Here is a 16,111-nt window from a genome sequence, read left to right on the forward strand (position 1 = left end):
TGCAGGTCTCAAGCCTTGGACAATGCCTTGAGCGCCAGCTTGATGCCATCCGACACGCCGGTCCCCGCCGGCACCTGCTTGATCGCGGCGGCGGCTTCCTTCTCCGAGTAGCCCAGCGCCAGCAGCGCATTGAGCACGTCGACGGCGCTGTCCGGCACCGCCGGCGTGCCCGGCACGTGGCCCAGCTCCGCGCCCAGCTTGCCCTTGAGTTCGAGCAGCAGCCGCTCCGCGGTCTTCTTGCCGATGCCGGGAATGCGCGTGAGGCGGCCGGCTTCCTGCAGCGTGATGGCCTGCGCCAGCTCGGGCACCGACATGCCCGACAGCACCGCCAGTGCCATGCGCGCGCCGATGCCGGTGATCTTGATCAGCTCGCGGAAGGTGTTGCGCTCCGATGCGGTGCCGAAGCCGTACAGCAGGTGCGCGTCCTCGCGCACGATCAGCTGCGTCAGCAGCGTCACCGGCTGGCCCACCGCGGGCAGGTTGTAGAAGGTGCTCATCGGCACGTCCACCTCGTAGCCGACGCCGTGGCAATCGACCAGCAGGTGCGGGGGATTCTTCTCGATAAGGGTGCCGGCGATGCGTCCGATCATGGTGCGGAGGAGGGAATGGAAGGTGGGGGTCAGGGAACAGGCGGCCGCAAGTGTAGCCCAGCGGCCGCACGGCCGGGTCAGCGCGCCGGCGTATCCACCGCGCGCCGGCCCAGCGCCGGGTCGTCGGTGAAGAAGCCATCGATGCCGGCCGCGATAAAGGCCTGCACCTCCCGCTCCATGCCGGACGGGCTGCGCGTGGCGTCGTCGCCGCCGGTCTGCAGCGCCTTGGGCAGGAAGCTGTTTTCCGGACGGAAGGTGTAGGGATGGACGAACAGCCCGGCAGCATGCGCCTGGCGCACCACCGGCGTCGGCGCAGCCAGCGCGCCCTGCGCATCGCGCGGCACCACGCTGCTCTTCTCGGGGCCGATGCCGTCGGCATAGGCCGCCACCTCGCGCAGGCCGGTCGCGCCCAGCATGTCGCCGAAGGTGCGGCCGTCGCCCGCCAGCTTCCAGTCGGCCGGGCCCTTGCGCGGGTTGCCGATGAGCTGCACCAGCTTCACGTTGGGCTGCCCGCTGCCAAGCGTGCGCCGCAGCGCGCGCAGGCTGCCGGTCTCGAAGCACTGGATAAAAACGGGTGCGTTGCGCAGGTAGGGTTGTGCCCGGAGCGCGGCCACCAGCTTGTCCTCGAGCGGCAGCCCGATGCCGCGGAAGTAGCTCGGGTGCTTCAGCTCCGCGTAGATGCCGATGGGTTTGCCGGTGCGCAGCGCAGCCTGCTCGGCCAGGCGCACGATCTCGTCGAAGGTCGGCACCTCGAACTGGTCGTTCAGGCGCGCATTGTCCGGGCGCAGGCGCGGGATACGCTCACGCGCGCGCAGCGTCTTGAGCTCGGCCAGCGTGAAGTCTTCGGTGAACCAGCCGCTCACGCGCTCGCCGTCGATCACCTTGGTGCGCTTGCGCTCGGCAAACTGCGGCAGCTCGGCCACATTGGTGGTGCCGGTGATGTCGTTTTCGTGGCGCGCTACCAGCACGCCGTCGCGTGTCATGACCAGGTCGGGCTCGATGGCGTCGGCGCCGTCCTCGATGGCTTTGGCGTAGGCGGCAAGCGTATGTTCGGGGCGCAGTGCGCTGGCGCCGCGATGGGCGATCACCAGCGGTTTGGGAGGCTGGGTGGCGGCGGCCGCAGGCGCAGCGCTCGCGGTGGGTGCCGGCACCGGAGCCGCGGACACGGGCTTAGGGCGCGGCGCGGTGGCGCAGCCCGCGACCAGCGCGGCGCAGGCCGCGGCGGCCGGAAACAGCCAGCGCCGGAAGGCAAGAACAGGGAAGAGGCTGGGGCGCCGGCGCGGCGCGCTCAATCGGGACTGGCTAGGCATGCAGCGTTCCTGTGGTGAGACCAAGGCCCGATTGTAAAAGATGGGGAAGCGGGCGCAGCAAGCGCCAGCCGCTGGCGTGCTCAGCCGACCAGCCGCCCGCGCCGCACGCGCATGCCTTTGCGCACCAGGTCGGGCGCCAGGCCCGACAGCGTGCCCAGGGTATCGCTGCCGTTGGCATGGCAGATCGCCACGCCGAGCGCATCCGCCGCATCGCTGCCGGGCTGGCCGGGCAGCATCAGCAGCCGCGTCACCATTTCCTGCACCTGCGCCTTGTTGGCGCGGCCATAGCCGACCACCGCCACCTTCAGCTGCAGCGCGGTGTACTCGAACACCGGCAAGCCGTAGCCCACCAACCCGCAGATCACCGCGCCGCGGGCCTGGCCGAGCAGCAGCGTGGACTGCGGGTTGACGTTGACGAAGACCTTCTCGATCGCGGCGCAGTCGGGTGCATAGGTGCGCGACACTTCGCTGATGCCGTCGTAGAGGGTCTTCAGCCGTTCCGGCAGCGTTGAATTGCCGTCGCTCTTGATCGTGCCCGAGGCCACGTAGGCAAGCTTGTTGCCGTGCTTCTCGATCACGCCGAAGCCGGTGGTGCGCAGGCCGGGGTCGATGCCTAGGATTCGCATTGGGTGGGTAGGGTGGATGCCGTCGCTAGTGTATTGCCTTTTGCGCCGGCACCTAATGCAAAAAGCGGTTTCGCTTTCCCTTGCAGGAGAACGAAACCGCTTCGGGAGCCGGCGGCCTTGCCAGGCAAGACTGCAAGCACTGCCAGTGCTTAGTGGCGGAAATGCCGCGTGCCGGTCACCACCATGGCGATGCCGCGCTCGTCGGCGGCGGCGATCACTTCGTCGTCGCGCATCGAGCCGCCAGGCTGGATCACGCAGGTCGCGCCCGCGTCGACCACCACGTCCAGGCCGTCACGGAACGGGAAGAACGCGTCCGATGCCACTGCCGAGCCGGCCAGCGTCAGGCCGGCGTTCTGCGCCTTGATGCTGGCGATGCGGGCCGAATCGACGCGGCTCATCTGGCCCGCGCCCACGCCCAGCGTCATGCCGCCGCCGCAGAACACGATGGCATTGGACTTGACGAACTTGGCCACGCGCCAGGCGAACATCAGGTCGTCCATTTCCTTCGGGGTCGGGTGGCGGCGCGTCACCACGCGCAGCTCGGACGGCTGCACGTTCCGGGCGTCCGGGCTCTGCACCAGCAGGCCGCCGCCGACACGCTTGAAGTCATACTGGTTGATGCCCTTGCCCAGCGGGATCTCGAGCAGGCGCACGTTCTGCTTGGCCGCGAACACGGCACGCGCGCCGGCGCTGAACGACGGGGCGATCAGCACTTCGACGAACTGCTTGGCCACGGCCTGCGCGGCGCTTTCGTCCAGCTCGACGTTGAAGGCGATGATGCCGCCGAAGGCCGAGGTCGAATCGGTCTTGAAGGCCTTGTCATAGGCTTCCAGCGCATTCGCGCCGAGCGCCACGCCGCACGGGTTGGCGTGCTTGATGATGACGCAGGCGGCGCCGCTGGCGGCGTCGAACGACTTGACGCATTCCCAGGCCGCATCGGCGTCGGCGATGTTGTTGTACGACAGTTCCTTGCCCTGCAGCTGCACGTAGTTGGCCAGCGCGCCGTCCACGGCCTTCAGGTCGCGGTAGAACGCGGCCGACTGGTGCGGGTTCTCGCCGTAACGCATTTCCTGCACCTTGTCGAAGGCCAGGTTCAGCGTCTGCGGGTAGGCGCTGCGGCCCTGGTGCGACTTGTCGGCACCGAGGCTGGTCAGGTAGTTGGTGATGGCGCCGTCGTATTGCGCGGTGTGCGCGAACACCTTGGTGGCCAGGCGGAAATTGGTGTCGTAGCCGACGCTGTTGGCGTTGGCGCGCATTTCGTCGAGCACCACGGCATAGTCGGCCGGGTCGACGATCACGGTCACGTCGCGATGGTTTTTGGCCGCCGAACGCAGCATGGTCGGACCGCCGATGTCGATGTTCTCGATCGCGTCGGGCAGGGTGCAGTCATCCTTGGCCACGGTCTGCTGGAACGGGTACAGGTTCACCACCAGCAAGTCGATGGTCGGGATGTCGTGCTCGGCCAGCGCGGCCATGTGCTCGGGCAGGTCGCGGCGCGCCAGGATGCCGCCGTGCACCTTCGGGTGCAGCGTCTTGACGCGGCCGTCGAGCATTTCCGGGAAGCCGGTGTAGTCGGCCACCTCCGTCACGGGCAGGCCGCTGTCGGCCAGCAGCTTGGCGGTGCCGCCGGTGGAAAGCAGCGTGACGCCGAGCGCGTTCAGTTCGCGCGCGAAATCGACGATGCCGGTCTTGTCGGAAACGGAGAGTAGGGCTTGCTTGATCATGGCTGTGGGAGACGCTTCAAATTCAAAGTAAACCGTGCTGCTGCAGCTTCTTGCGCAGCGTATTGCGATTGATGCCCAGATAGGCGGCGGCCAGCGACTGGTTGCGCTCGGCGCGCACCATCACGGCTTCCAGCAGCGGCCGTTCGACCGCCTCGAGCACCATGTTGTACATATTCGACGGCTCTTCGCCGTCCAGGTCGCGAAAATAAGTGTCCAGGCTTTCCCGGATGCACTGGTCGATAGCGTTGCGGCTCATGCGGCAAGCAACTCCCCGTTTTTGTTGTTGTTCGCTTCGTCTTGGTCTTGTGCTGCGTCGTCCACGTACACCAGCCGGTCAGAGATCTGCGCCTGCTCGTCGAAGAACGCATTGACCGCCGCCAGTTGTTCGGCGGTGCTCTCCAGCGTGTTCATGCGGTGGCGGAACAGGTTGGCGCCGCGCAGCCCGCGCGTGTACCAGGCAATATGCTTGCGCGCGGTGCGCACGCCGGTGAATTCGCCATAGAAAGCGTAGTGGTCTTCCAGGTGCGCATTCATGATGGCACGGATCTCGGCCACTTCCGGCGACGGCAGCATCTCGCCGGTCTTCAGGAAGTGCTCGATCTCACGGAACAGCCAGGGCCGGCCCTGCGCCGCGCGGCCGATCATGATCGCGTCCGCGCCGGTCAGCGCCAGCACTTGCTTGGCCTTCTGCGGCGTGGTGATGTCGCCGTTGGCGACCACCGGGATCGAGACCGCTGCCTTGACCGCGGCAATGGTCTCGTACTCGGCGTCACCGTGGTACAGGTCGGCGCGGGTGCGGCCGTGGATGGTCAGCATGCTGATGCCCGCATCCTCGACCATGTGCGCGATGCGCAGCGCATTGCGGTTCTCGCGGTTCCAGCCGGTGCGGATCTTCAGCGTGACCGGCACCCGGTCGCCCACGGCGCCGACCACGGCCTGGACGATGCGCACCACCAGCGGCTCGTTCTGCAGCAGGGCCGAGCCGGCGGCGACGTTGCACACCTTCTTGGCCGGGCAGCCCATGTTGATGTCGATGATCTGCGCGCCGCGGTCCACGTTGTAGCGCGCGGCCTCGGCCATCATCGACGGCTCGGCGCCGGCGATCTGCACGGCGATGGGTTCGACCTCGCCGGCGTGGTTGGCGCGGCGCATGGTTTTCTCGCTCTTCCACAGCTGTGCGTTGGACGCCACCATTTCCGACACCGCATAGCCCGCGCCGAGCTGCTTGCACAGCTGGCGGAAGGGCCGGTCCGTCACGCCCGCCATCGGGGCGACAAACAGGTTGTTGCGGAGTTGGTGAGGTCCGATCTGCACGGTTGGGCGGCGGTTCTGAGAGGCCGTCCCGGTGACCGTAGCGCCCTCGCGGCGCGGATGGCGCCAGGGAAGGGATCGGGACAGCCTGCTCTGAGACGGAAGACGAAACGGAAAAACATGCCCCTGCCGAAACTGCTGCCGGCGTTGGATCGGGACATGTGCGAGGGCAGGATTCTACCGCCAAACCATCGCCATTGCCCAAGATTTGAGCATCCGGAGCGCAACCCGGCAGGGACCGTGGCGCAAACGCCGCCATGCGCGTGGCGCTTGCGCCACTGGCGAGGTCAGCGACGCATCCCGAACATCATGTGGCGCGCCAGCGCGTGCCGCAGCGGCGGCAGGCAGGCCAGCACGGCCAGCGACGCGCCCCGCGCGTGCGCGGCCAGCGGGTAGGAGATGCCGAACACGCGTGGCAGCAGGTCGGTCACGCCGATGGTGACGGCGCGGTCGAGCCGGTGGCGGCTGGCGAAGGCTTGCAGCGCCTGCGGCGTGCAGGCGCTGCGCAGCGAATCGGCCAGCGCGAAGGCGTCGCGCAAGCCCAGGTTGAGCCCCTGTCCGGCCACCGGGTGCAGCGTTTGCGCGGCATTGCCGACGGCCGCCACGCGGCCGTTGACGGTCACCGGGGCCGCATTCAGGCCGAGCGGGAAGGCATGGCGCTTGCCGGCCAGCGTGAAATGGCCCATGCGGTCGCCAAAGGCCCGGCCCAGTTCCGCCGCGAACTCCGCTTCCGGCAGCGCGATGCGCCGCGCGGCCTGGTCCGGCGGGCAGCACCACACCAGCGCATAGCCCGGCACGCCGTGCTCCTCGTGCGGCAGCAGCGCCAGCGGGCCTTCGTCGGTAAAGCGCTCCCAGGCCCAGCCCGGCTGCGGGCGCGAGCAGGTCACATGGGCGATCAGCGCGGTCTGGCGATAGTCGCGCGTGCGCGCGCCGCGACCCTGGTGGGCGGCCTGCTGGTGGAACAGCCCGCCCTCGGCCTGCACCACCAGGCGCGCGGCCAGGTGCTCCACCTGGCCGTCGTGGCCGGTGCCGGCCAGTCGCACGGCGCCGGCATCGGGATCGTCCGCGGCGCTCGGCGCGGGCTCCTGTGCGATCTGGTCGATGCGGGTCTCGAACACGCGCTGCAGCCGGCCTTCGCCCGCCGCCTGCGCGGCATGGGCGAGCGCGCGCTCCAGTGCCTCGCACAAGTCGCCGTAGCGGACCACGTAACCGAGCGCCGGCACGCCGTAGTCGTCATGGTGCAGCCGCACATGGCCGAAGCGGCCGCGCTGCGAGACATGGATATGCTCGATCGGGCTGCCGGGCACCGGCCAGGCGCCGATCTGCTCCAGCAGCTGGCGGCTGCCATGCGACAGCGCGATCGCGCGCGGATCGCGCGCGGCGCGCGCCGGCGTGGCGGCATCGACCAGTGTCAGGCGCCAGCCGGTAGTGCGGAGCAACTGGCAGGCCAGCGCCAGCCCGACCGGGCCGCCGCCGACGATGGCGATATCGCGCAGGCTTTGGAAATCAGGCTGCGCGGCCGGCATCGTCGCTGCCTCCTGCATGACCCGCATCCGCCTCCGTTGGTGCTGCCGCATCGCGCTTCCAGCAGATCGCATCCGAGCGCGACTTGCCGGCCGCAGCGTCGCGCAGCGCGTTCTCGAGCTTCTGGTGGTTGAAACCCGGCAGTGCGCGCAGCTGCTCAAGCAGTGCACCATGGTTGGCGGCATTCAGCGGCGCCACGCAGCCCTGGCCCGAATCGGGCGTGCCGATCAGGATCAGCCAGGCCGTGCCGGCCCAGGGCGCGCGGTCGGACACCCGCACCACCACGCGCTCGAGCGTGTCCCAGGCGACTTCCTCGCGCTGGCCGTCGGGGCGGTGCACCACCACGCGGTCGTCGTACAGGTTGATGATGAAGGGTTCGGACGGATCGGGCCGGCGGTCGCTGCCAGCATTGCTGCCGCTGCGGGCCTGGCCCGGAAAGATCCTGCGCAGCCAGCCGATCATCGCAGACCTCCGGCAACGCTCGCGTTGTCGCGCATCAGCGCCTCGATCTCGTCGGCCAGCACCGGCACGCCGCGCGTGATCAGCTCGCAGTCGCCCTCGGTGACCACGGCGTCGTCCTCGATGCGGATGCCGACATGCCAATAGCGCTCGGGTATGTCCTCGGCCGGGCGCACATAGATGCCGGGCTCGATGGTCAGCACCATGCCCGGCTGCAGCGGTCGCCACGGACGCTCGCCTTCGCCGCCGTGGCTGGCCACGCGGTATTCGCCCACGTCATGGACATCCATGCCTAGCCAGTGGCCGGTGCGGTGCATGTAGAAGCGGCGGTAGCTGCCGCTGGCGAGCACATCGTCGAGCGTGCCCTCCTTGTTGCGGTCGAGCAGGCCGGTATCGAGCATGCCCTGTGCCAGCACGCGCACGGCGGCGTCATGCGGCACGTTGTAGGGCACGCCGGCGCGGGTCTCGGCAATGGCGGCGTCCTGCGCGGCCACCACCAGGTCGTACAGCTCTCGCTGCGCCGGCGAGAAGCGGCCCGAGACCGGGAAGGTGCGGGTGATGTCCGAGGCGTAGCCGTCGAACTCGCAGCCGGCATCGATCAGGCAGAGGTCGCCGTCCCTCAGTTCGGCGGGGCCGGCGCGGTAGTGCAGCACGCAGGCGTTGGGGCCGGCCGCGACGATCGAGTTATAGGCCACGCTCTGCGCGCCATGGCGGCGGAACTCATAGAGCAGTTCCGCCTCCAGGTGGTATTCACGCAGCCCGGCGCGGGTGGCCTGCATGGCCCGCACATGGGCCCCGGCGGAGATCTGCGCCGCGCGGCGCATGGTGGCCAGCTCGCCGGCATCCTTGAACAGGCGCATTTCATCGAGCACGGTGCGGATGTCGAGCGCAACCGACGGCGCGGCCACCCCGGCGCGGCCCTGCATGCGCACGGCGTCCATCCAGCGCCGCATCTGCACGTCGGTGCGGGTCGAGTCGGCCAGCGGGTAGGCGATCTGCGCGCGGTTGGCCAGCAGCGGCGGGAGCGCGGCGTCGATCTCTTCGACCGAATGCGCTTCATCGAAGCCGAACGCGGCGCGCGCGCCATCCGGGCCGAAACGGAAACCGTCCCAGATCTCGCGCTCTTCATGCTTGGGGCGGCAGAACAGGATGCTGCGGTCGGCATCGGCGGGGTCGCCCGGCGCGCCGGCCACCAGCACCAGCACGGCATCGGGCTCGGTAAAGCCGCTCAGGTAATAGAAATAGCTGTCGTGCCGGTACGGGTAGTCGCTGTCGCGGTTGCGCATGGCTTCCGGCGCCGTGGGCAGGATCGCCACGCCGCCGCCGCCGGCGCGCAGGTGCTGCAGCACACGGGCGCGGCGGTCGCGGCAGGCGGCGAGGAGGGCGTTGTCGGGTGAGGACATGGTAGGGCCTGGGATGAGGAGGATCAGGGCGATTCTACCGCCGCTGGCGCCTCGCTGGCCGCGGGATCGTCCGGGCGCCTTGCCAGCCCCCGCCCAGTCAGTCGACCTAGCGCCCGTGCGCCGCCACAGGCGCTGCTGTCGCAAGCGCCGCATCCAGCTCGGCCAGCTGCGCCGGCGTGCCCACGTTCTCCCAGCGTCCGTCGAAGCGTTCGCCGGTAGCGGCGCCGGCCTCGATGGCCTCCCAGTAGTAGGGTGTCATCGGCATTTTGGTGCCAGGTTCGATGGCGGTGAAGAGGCGCGTGTCGTACAGGCCGATATTGCCGAATGTCAGCCGTTCGCCACCGTTGGCCAGTGTCCCGTCGAGCGTCAGCAGCCCGTTCGGTTGCAAGGTGAAGTCGCCGTTCGGGTGAAAGTCCGGGTTGGGCACCATCACCAGGTGCATGCGCGGGGCGGGCGCGCCGGCCATGTCGTGCGCGCGAGGCAACAGCCTGCGGAAGTCGTAGTCGCAGAAAATGTCGCCCGACACGGCCAGGAAGATCTCGCCGCGCTCCGGGTGCGCGGACAGCAGCGGCAGGGCCTGTGCGATGCCACCGGCGGTTTCCAGCGCAGTGCCCTCGGCAGAATAGGCCAGCCGCACGCCAAAACGGCTGCCGTCTCCCAGCGCGGCTTCGATCTGTCCGCCCAGCCAGGCATGGTTGATGACGATGTCGCGCAGGCCGGCACGCGCCAGCGCCTCGATCTTCCAGACGATCAGTGGCTTGCCGCCCACTGCCAGCAGCGGCTTGGGGCAGGTATCGGTCAACGGACGCATGCGGTCGCCGCGGCCGGCGGCGAAGATCATGGCCTTCATCAGAACAGAGCCTCCAGGGCAAGCAGCGCGGCCATGCCACCGGCGATGGTCCAGCCCACGCTGCGGGTTCGAGCGGCGATCAGGATGGCCACCACGCCGGCCACCAGCCGCGCGTTGGCGGGGGTGAGGGCAAGCTCGCCATGCTGCATCAGCAGGTCAGGGGCGATCAGCGCCGACAGCATCGCTGCCGGCACGAACTGCAGCGCGGTGCGGAACCACGACGGCAGCCGCACGCGGCCTTCCACGGCGATGAACGACAGGCGGATCAGGAAGGTTGCCAGGCCCGCGGCAAGGAAGACCCACAGCAGGGTCATCGCACTCATGCGGCCTCCTTGCCGGCTGTTCCGCCTGGCGTGGCATCGGCGCCACGGCTGGCCGGGCGTTGCCCGGGGCGGTTGCCGCGGCCCAGCACCAGCATGCCCACGGCAATGCCGCCGAGCGCCGCCACCATCAGCCCGAGCTTGTGCGGCAGGCTGTAGCATGCCACCGCCAGCACGCTGGCGGCCAGCGCCGCGGCCACGTGCGAGCGGTGCTTCAGGCCCGGCACGATGATGCCGATGAAGGTCAGCGGCAGGAAGAAATCGAGCGGCCAGTCGCGCGGCACCTGGGCGCCGACCAGCACGCCGGCCAGCGTCGACAGCTGCCAGCTGGCCCACAGCGCGAAGCCGCCGCCGAAGTAGTACCAGTGGCGGTAGCGGGCGCGCGGGCCGCTGTCGCCAAGCCGGTGCGTCATCGCGGCAAAGGCTTCGTCGGTCAGCAGGTAGGCGATCAGCGCCTTCCAGCGCCGCGGCAGGTGCGCGAGCGTGGGCGCGATGGTGGCGGAATACAGCGCGTGGCGCAGGTTGACCATGGCCACCGTCAGCGTGATCACCACTGCCGGCGTGCCGGCAGTCCACAACTGGGTCAGGATCATCTGCGAGGCGCCGCCGAACACAACCACGCTCATCGCGCAGGCCAGCCACGCCGGCATGCCGGCGCCGACGGCCAGCACGCCGTAGATCAGGCCGAACGGCACCACGCCCAGCAGCATCGGCGCGAGCGCGCGCGCGCCGGCCAGCCATTCGCCGGCGGCGGTGATGGCGGGCGCGCGGTGGTCGGGCAGAACGGGCTGGTTGTCGGGCACGGCGTCAGAACGTGTAGCCGGCCGGGCTGGCCACGCCTTCGAGCGCGTCCAGCAGCCGGATCAGCTTGCGCAGTTCGGTGTAGCGGCCGGCCACCTGGCGGGTGTACTTCATCACCAGCGGCAGGTTGGCCAGGTAGCCGTCCTTGCCGTCGCGGTGGTACAGGCGGGCAAAGATGCCCAGCACCTTGAGGTGGCGCTGCAGGCCCATCCACTCAAAATCGCGATAGAACTCGCCAAAGTCGGCGCTGACCGGCAGGCCGGCCTTGCGCGCGCGCTCCCAGTAGCGGATCAGCCAGTCCAGCTGCTGCTCCTCGTCCCATTCGATATAGGCGTCGCGCCACAGCGAGACCGCGTCGTAGGTGATCGGGCCGATCACCGCGTCCTGGAAGTCGAGTACGCCCGGGTTGGCGCCGCCGTCGAGCACCATCAGGTTGCGCGAGTGGAAATCGCGGTGCACGTAGACCTGCGGCTGCGCCAGGATATTGGCGAGTAGCGCTTCAGTCACTTCGCGCAGGTCCGCCTGCTGAGCCTCGGTCAGGGTGGCGCCGAGGTGCCTGGCCACATACCACTGCGGGAACAGGTCGAGCTCGCGCTGCAGCAGCGCGCGGTCGTAGGCCGGCAGTTCGCCGGGGCGGGTGGCGGCCTGGATGCGGACCAGCGCGGCGGCCGCGTCGGCGTACATGCCGTGGGCGGTGGAGTCATCGAGCCGCGACAGGTAGGTCTGGTTGCCAAGGTCGGCCAGCAGCAGGAAACCCTGCTCCAGATCCTGCGCCAGCACGGTCGGCACGGTCACGCCGGCCGCGCCGAACAGCCCGCATACGTGGATGAACGGGCGGCAGTCCTCGTGCGCCGGCGGGGCGTCCATCACGATGGCGGTGGGATGCGCCGGATGGCCGGTGCTGACGCGGAAATAGCGCCGGAAGCTGGCGTCGGCCGAGGCGGGGGCGCAGGAATCGGGATCGGCGGACCAAGTCGGGCCAAGTCCGGATACCCAGGCCTTGAGCTGGTCCAGGCGCGGGTCGTGGGGGAGAGCTGCCATACAGATACGTGTGGGGAACGGGCGCAGAGTGGAAACGTAAATGAAACCGAAAGTAAGCGGGAAGGCGACCCTAGGTTGCCCCGTATAATACCCGACCAGACCCGGGCGCCGGGCGGCCTCCGGGTGGGGCCATTCGGTGCCCCGCAGCCTGCTCCGGCGGGGGCTGGCGGCTTGCAGGCGGGCCGCAGCCGACGCCGAGACTGACAACCCGTGCGAATGACCGAACAACGACGATCACCGAACAACAGGGCCTTGCCTTCGCCTGCCCCAACCAGCGTTCCTGCCCGAGCCAGGCGCGCCGGCGGCCTGCACGCGGGCGCGCTGCGGCCGCTGGTGCTGGCCATGGCCAGCCTTTCGGCCGGCGCACACGCGCAGATGTCCGGTTCGGCGATCCCCGATCTCGACCAGGTCGAGCCGGTGTTCGAAGCCGCTCCGAAAGCGCCGCCGCTTCCCGTGGAATCCGGCGAACTGGTGCCGCGGCTTGCCGAACCCGGCAAACAGTCTGACGCCGGCTCCGACGCCCCGACCTTTATCGAGGCCGACCGCATGACCGGCTACAGCGAGCGCGGCGTCGAGCTGGAAGGCCATGCCGAGCTGCGCCGTGACGGCGGTGCGATCAAGGGCGACAAGCTGACCTACGACCAGGACACCGACGAAGCCTTCGCGCAGGGCAATGTGCGCATGTCGCGCAGCGGCACGCTGGCGGTCGGCCCCGAGGCGCGGATGAAGGTCGAGGCCAACGAAGGCTATATGCTGTCGCCGGACTATTATTTCCAGCAGACCGGCGGCTCGGGCAAGGCCGAGCGCATCGACTTCCTGGACAAGGACCGCAGCGCCGCCAGGCACGCGTCATACACCACCTGTTCGCCGGACAACGCCGACTGGTATTTCAGCGCGAACCGGATCGACCTGGACAACGACCGCCAGGTGGGCGTGGCCTACGGCGGCGTGCTGAATTTCTTCGGCGTGCCGATCGCGGCGGCGCCGGCGTTCAGCTTTCCGCTGAACGACGACCGCCGCAGCGGTTTCCTGCCGCCGCTGATGGGCTACAGTTCGCGTGCGGGCTTCGACCTGACCACGCCGTACTACGTCAATATTGCGCCAAACCGCGACCTGACCATTTATCCACGGCTGATGACCGAGCGTGGCCTGCAGCTCGGCGGCGAGTACCGCTATCTCGGTCAGGGCTACAGCGGGCGCCTGCGCGCCGAGTTCCTGCCGGACGACAAGAGGACCAATTCGGACCGCTGGGCCTACTCGATCCAGCATAGCCAGAACCTGGCCAAGGGGCTCAATGCCTACCTGAACGTGAACCGGGTATCGGACGACCGATATCCGGACGACTTCAACCGCAGCGTTGCGCAGTCCGCGCAACGCCAGTACACGCAAGAAGGCGGCGTTACCTACAACTGGCAGGATTTCACGCTGCTGGCGCGGGTGCAGAAGTTCCAGACGCTGCGTCCCAGCGAACCCTCGTACGAGCGCGTGCCGCAGCTCAACGGCAAGTACATCCGCTATGACCTGGGCGGTTTCGACGTGCAGGTGGAAGCGGACTATACGCGCTTCCGCATTCCGCTGACGTCCACCGGCTTCCAGCAGCCGCAGGGCGAGCGCATGTATATTCAGCCGAGCATCAGCTACCCGATCGTGCGGGCGGGCTGGTTCGTGACGCCGAAGGTTACCTTCAACGCGGCGCAGTACCAGATGGAGGCGGCTTCCAATGCGCCTACGGCGCAGAATAACTTCTCGCGCGTGCTGCCGACCATGAGCCTGGATTCGGGCATGACGTTCGAGCGCGAAGCACCGACTGTCAGCCGCCTGTTCGGCGTGAACTATGTGCAGACGCTGGAGCCGCGCCTGTTCTACGTGTACACCCCGTTCCGCGACCAGAGCCAGTTCCCGCTGTTCGACACGGTGCAGTCCGACTTCGGCTACGGGCAGATCTTCAGCGAGAACCCGTTCACCGGCTACGACCGCGTCGCCGACAACAACAAGCTGACCGGCGGCCTGACCACGCGCCTGATCGAAGCCGACACCGGAATCGAGCGCTTCCGTGGCACCATCGCGCAGCGCTACGACTTCACCGGCCAGCGCGTGCAGATCAACGGCACGCTGGCGGATCCCAAGGCGGGTTTCTCGGACCTGCTGGCGGCCACCACCATCCAGATGTTCCGCGGCTATTACCTGGACGCGGGCGTGCAGTACAACCCGGACAGCGACCGGATCAACTACGGCAACGTGGCGGTCTCTTACCGGCCCGAGTCGCGCAAGGTGATTAATGCAGGCTACCGCTACCGCCGCCCGACTTCGGTGACCGACAACACCGCGATCGACCAGTTCGAGGTGTCAAGCCAGTGGCCGATCACGCGCCGTGCCTACGGCATCGCACGCTTTGCCTTCGACCTGACCGCGAGCCAGATGGTCGATGCGCTGGCCGGCGTCGAGTACGCCGCCGACTGCTGGGTCGGCCGCGTGGTCTACCAGCGCTTCCGCAACACCACGCAAGGCTACACCGGGCGGGTCTTCCTGCAGGTGGAGTTCCGTGGCCTTTCCAAGATCGGTTCCAACCCGTTGAACATCCTGCGCCTGAACGTGCCCGGCTATGAGCCGGTGTCGGCCAAGCCGGTGCCGACGACCCAGTTCGATCACTATGAATGACGGATTACGATGAAACGTCAAGAATTCGCCGTGTTTTCCTTTCTCCTGACGTCCTGGCACCGCTTGCTGCTGCCGGCCGTGCTGGCCGCCATGACGGTGCCGGCTGCGGCGCAGCTCAAGGCGCCCGGGACGGCGCCGCGCTCCAGTGGCATCTTCGTGCCGCAGGCGTCTGACGTCGCGGCGCCGTCGAGCCAGCCCAAGCTGGGCGTGCCCCAGGCCGGGGGCCAGAAGCGTTCGCAACTGGTCGACGAAGTGGTCGCGGTCGTCAACAACAGCGTGATCACGCGGCGCGAGCTGCTCGACCGTGCCGATGAAATCGAAGGCCAGCTGCGTGCCGCCGGCCGCCCGGCGCCCGCGCGCGCCGACCTGCTGGGCGAGGTGCTTGAGCGCCTGGTAATGGAGCGCGTGCAGACCCAGGCCGCGCAGGAGGCCGGCATCCGCGTGACCGACCAGGAAATCGACCGTGCCATCGAATCGGTGGCACAGCAGAACCGGCTGAACGCGACCGAGCTGCGCCGCCGCGTCGAGGCCAGCGGCATGACCTGGACCAAGTACCGCGAGGAACTGCGCAAGCAGGTGCAGGTGATCCGCCTGCGCGAGCGCGAGGTCGATTCCAAGGTGCAGGTCTACGACGGCGAGATCGACAACTACCTGGCGGCCCGCGGCGGACAGGGCGCCGCCAGCGGCCCGACCGAATACAACGTGGCGCAGATCCTCGTGCGCGTGCCCGAGAATGCCTCGGACGCACAGAAGCAGGCGCAGCGCGCCAAGGCCGAAGGGCTGCTCAAGCAGGCCCAGGGCGGTGCCGACTTCGCACAGCTGGCGCAGGCCAACTCCGAGGGCCCCGAGGCGGCCCAGGGCGGCGCGATGGGCTTCCGCGAGATCGGCCGCCTGCCGGCACTGTTCGCCAACGCCGTGGTCGACCTGCAGGCTGGCGGGGTGGCGCCGCAGGTGGTGGAGAGCGCGGCGGGCTTCCATGTGGTCAAGCTGGTGGCCAAGCGCGCGGCGCCGGCATCCGGCCCGGCCGCGGCCTCGAAGATCACCCAGACCCAGGTGCGCCATATCCTGATCCGCACCGGCCCCAACATGCCCGAGGCCGAGGCGCGCCGCCAGCTCAGCACGCTGCGCGACCGCATCACCCACGGCGGCGATTTTGCCGACGCGGCCAAGCGCTTCTCGCAGGACGGCTCGGCGCAGAACGGCGGCGACCTCGGCTGGGTCTCGCCGGGAGAGCTGGTGCCCGAGTTCGAGCAGGCCATGAGCCGTCTGCGCCCGAACGAGATCTCGGAGCCGGTGGTCACGCAGTTCGGCGTGCACCTGATCCAGGTGCTCAACCGGCGCGAGACCGAGATGTCGCCCGAGAAGCAGCGCGACTTCGCCCGTGCCGAAGTCCGCGAACAGAAGCTGCGCGCAGCCTATGATGACTGGGTGCGCCAGCTGCGTTCGCAGGCGTACGTGGAGTACCGGGTCAACCGGCAGCGCTGAAGCGCCGGT

General features: G+C 68.8%; 15 protein-coding genes. 2 read left to right on the forward strand and 13 right to left on the reverse strand.

Annotation, left to right across the window (positions count from 1 at the left end):
* Positions 1-8 precede the first annotated feature (8 nt).
* The 13 genes from ruvA to AC3WLE_RS17460 form a co-directional block, all read right to left on the reverse strand.
* On the reverse strand, positions 9-590 hold the full coding sequence (ruvA, locus tag AC3WLE_RS17400; protein ID WP_010813891.1) for a Holliday junction branch migration protein RuvA: 582 nt from the start codon (positions 588-590) through the stop codon (positions 9-11).
* A gap of 77 nt (positions 591-667) precedes the next feature.
* Positions 668-1,900, reverse strand: coding sequence for a glycerophosphodiester phosphodiesterase (locus AC3WLE_RS17405; RefSeq protein WP_492317676.1), 1,233 nt, complete (start codon positions 1,898-1,900; stop codon positions 668-670).
* 80 nt (positions 1,901-1,980) lie between these two features.
* A complete protein-coding gene (gene ruvC / locus AC3WLE_RS17410) occupies positions 1,981-2,526 on the reverse strand; it encodes a crossover junction endodeoxyribonuclease RuvC (RefSeq protein ID WP_492351646.1) in 546 nt (181 codons plus the stop codon).
* A gap of 149 nt (positions 2,527-2,675) precedes the next feature.
* Positions 2,676-4,250, reverse strand: a complete 1,575-nt coding sequence (purH, locus tag AC3WLE_RS17415; RefSeq protein ID WP_492355814.1) for a bifunctional phosphoribosylaminoimidazolecarboxamide formyltransferase/IMP cyclohydrolase — start codon at positions 4,248-4,250, stop codon at positions 2,676-2,678.
* 22 nt (positions 4,251-4,272) lie between these two features.
* Positions 4,273-4,506 (reverse strand): Fis family transcriptional regulator, encoded by a 234-nt coding sequence (locus tag AC3WLE_RS17420; RefSeq protein WP_010813887.1) that lies wholly within the window; start codon positions 4,504-4,506, stop codon positions 4,273-4,275.
* The gene (gene dusB, locus AC3WLE_RS17425) at positions 4,503-5,564 is read right to left on the reverse strand and encodes a tRNA dihydrouridine synthase DusB (RefSeq protein WP_454749237.1); all 1,062 of its coding nucleotides are present in this window, start codon (positions 5,562-5,564) and stop codon (positions 4,503-4,505) included. Before dusB ends, AC3WLE_RS17420 begins: the two co-directional genes overlap by 4 nt.
* Before the next feature lie 284 nt (positions 5,565-5,848).
* Positions 5,849-7,087: a UbiH/UbiF/VisC/COQ6 family ubiquinone biosynthesis hydroxylase gene (locus AC3WLE_RS17430; protein ID WP_492355864.1), complete on the reverse strand. Its 1,239-nt coding sequence runs from the start codon at positions 7,085-7,087 to the stop codon at positions 5,849-5,851.
* Complete coding sequence (locus AC3WLE_RS17435; protein WP_010813884.1) at positions 7,068-7,547, reverse strand: hypothetical protein; 480 nt, start codon at positions 7,545-7,547, stop codon at positions 7,068-7,070. The genes AC3WLE_RS17430 and AC3WLE_RS17435 overlap by 20 nt, the downstream gene beginning before the upstream one ends.
* Positions 7,544-8,947, reverse strand: a complete 1,404-nt coding sequence (locus AC3WLE_RS17440) for an aminopeptidase P N-terminal domain-containing protein (protein WP_492317674.1) — start codon at positions 8,945-8,947, stop codon at positions 7,544-7,546. Before AC3WLE_RS17440 ends, AC3WLE_RS17435 begins: the two co-directional genes overlap by 4 nt.
* 106 nt (positions 8,948-9,053) lie before the next feature.
* On the reverse strand, positions 9,054-9,797 hold the full coding sequence (gene murU / locus AC3WLE_RS17445) for an N-acetylmuramate alpha-1-phosphate uridylyltransferase MurU (RefSeq protein WP_011614547.1): 744 nt from the start codon (positions 9,795-9,797) through the stop codon (positions 9,054-9,056).
* Entirely contained in the window at positions 9,797-10,120 is a 324-nt protein-coding gene (locus AC3WLE_RS17450; RefSeq protein WP_010813881.1) for an AzlD domain-containing protein, read from the reverse strand. The genes murU and AC3WLE_RS17450 overlap by 1 nt, the downstream gene beginning before the upstream one ends.
* Positions 10,117-10,920, reverse strand: coding sequence for an AzlC family ABC transporter permease (locus AC3WLE_RS17455; RefSeq protein ID WP_492317672.1), 804 nt, complete (start codon positions 10,918-10,920; stop codon positions 10,117-10,119). Before AC3WLE_RS17455 ends, AC3WLE_RS17450 begins: the two co-directional genes overlap by 4 nt.
* Positions 10,921-10,924: 4 nt before the next feature.
* Positions 10,925-11,959 (reverse strand): aminoglycoside phosphotransferase family protein, encoded by a 1,035-nt coding sequence (locus AC3WLE_RS17460; protein WP_492317671.1) that lies wholly within the window; start codon positions 11,957-11,959, stop codon positions 10,925-10,927.
* A 216-nt stretch (positions 11,960-12,175) separates the two neighbouring features.
* Between AC3WLE_RS17460 and AC3WLE_RS17465 the strand changes: the two genes are divergently transcribed.
* Entirely contained in the window at positions 12,176-14,617 is a 2,442-nt protein-coding gene (locus AC3WLE_RS17465; protein ID WP_492355813.1) for an LPS-assembly protein LptD, read from the forward strand.
* Positions 14,618-14,626: 9 nt separating this feature from the next.
* Positions 14,627-16,102 carry a peptidylprolyl isomerase gene (locus AC3WLE_RS17470; protein ID WP_492351641.1) on the forward strand — a complete coding sequence of 492 codons (1,476 nt, stop codon included), beginning with the start codon at positions 14,627-14,629 and terminating at the stop codon, positions 16,100-16,102.
* Positions 16,103-16,111 lie beyond the last annotated feature (9 nt).

It is taken from the genome of Cupriavidus sp. FW306-1B-F12B (assembly GCF_058781795.1).

Excerpts from the sequence above, each read along its gene's own strand:
- AC3WLE_RS17470 (WP_492351641.1), top strand. The coding sequence starts at position 14,627 with ATGAAACGTCAAGAATTCGCCGTGTTTTCCTTTCTCCTGACGTCCTGG.
- ruvC (WP_492351646.1), bottom strand. The coding sequence starts at position 2,526 with ATGCGAATCCTAGGCATCGACCCCGGCCTGCGCACCACCGGCTTCGGC.
- AC3WLE_RS17420 (WP_010813887.1), bottom strand. The coding sequence starts at position 4,506 with ATGAGCCGCAACGCTATCGACCAGTGCATCCGGGAAAGCCTGGACACT.
- AC3WLE_RS17465 (WP_492355813.1), top strand. The coding sequence starts at position 12,176 with ATGACCGAACAACGACGATCACCGAACAACAGGGCCTTGCCTTCGCCT.
- AC3WLE_RS17435 (WP_010813884.1), bottom strand. The coding sequence starts at position 7,547 with ATGATCGGCTGGCTGCGCAGGATCTTTCCGGGCCAGGCCCGCAGCGGC.
- AC3WLE_RS17450 (WP_010813881.1), bottom strand. The coding sequence starts at position 10,120 with ATGAGTGCGATGACCCTGCTGTGGGTCTTCCTTGCCGCGGGCCTGGCA.
- AC3WLE_RS17460 (WP_492317671.1), bottom strand. The coding sequence starts at position 11,959 with ATGGCAGCTCTCCCCCACGACCCGCGCCTGGACCAGCTCAAGGCCTGG.
- purH (WP_492355814.1), bottom strand. The coding sequence starts at position 4,250 with ATGATCAAGCAAGCCCTACTCTCCGTTTCCGACAAGACCGGCATCGTC.
- AC3WLE_RS17405 (WP_492317676.1), bottom strand. The coding sequence starts at position 1,900 with ATGCCTAGCCAGTCCCGATTGAGCGCGCCGCGCCGGCGCCCCAGCCTC.
- AC3WLE_RS17430 (WP_492355864.1), bottom strand. The coding sequence starts at position 7,087 with ATGCCGGCCGCGCAGCCTGATTTCCAAAGCCTGCGCGATATCGCCATC.
- ruvA (WP_010813891.1), bottom strand. The coding sequence starts at position 590 with ATGATCGGACGCATCGCCGGCACCCTTATCGAGAAGAATCCCCCGCAC.
- murU (WP_011614547.1), bottom strand. The coding sequence starts at position 9,797 with ATGAAGGCCATGATCTTCGCCGCCGGCCGCGGCGACCGCATGCGTCCG.
- AC3WLE_RS17440 (WP_492317674.1), bottom strand. The coding sequence starts at position 8,947 with ATGTCCTCACCCGACAACGCCCTCCTCGCCGCCTGCCGCGACCGCCGC.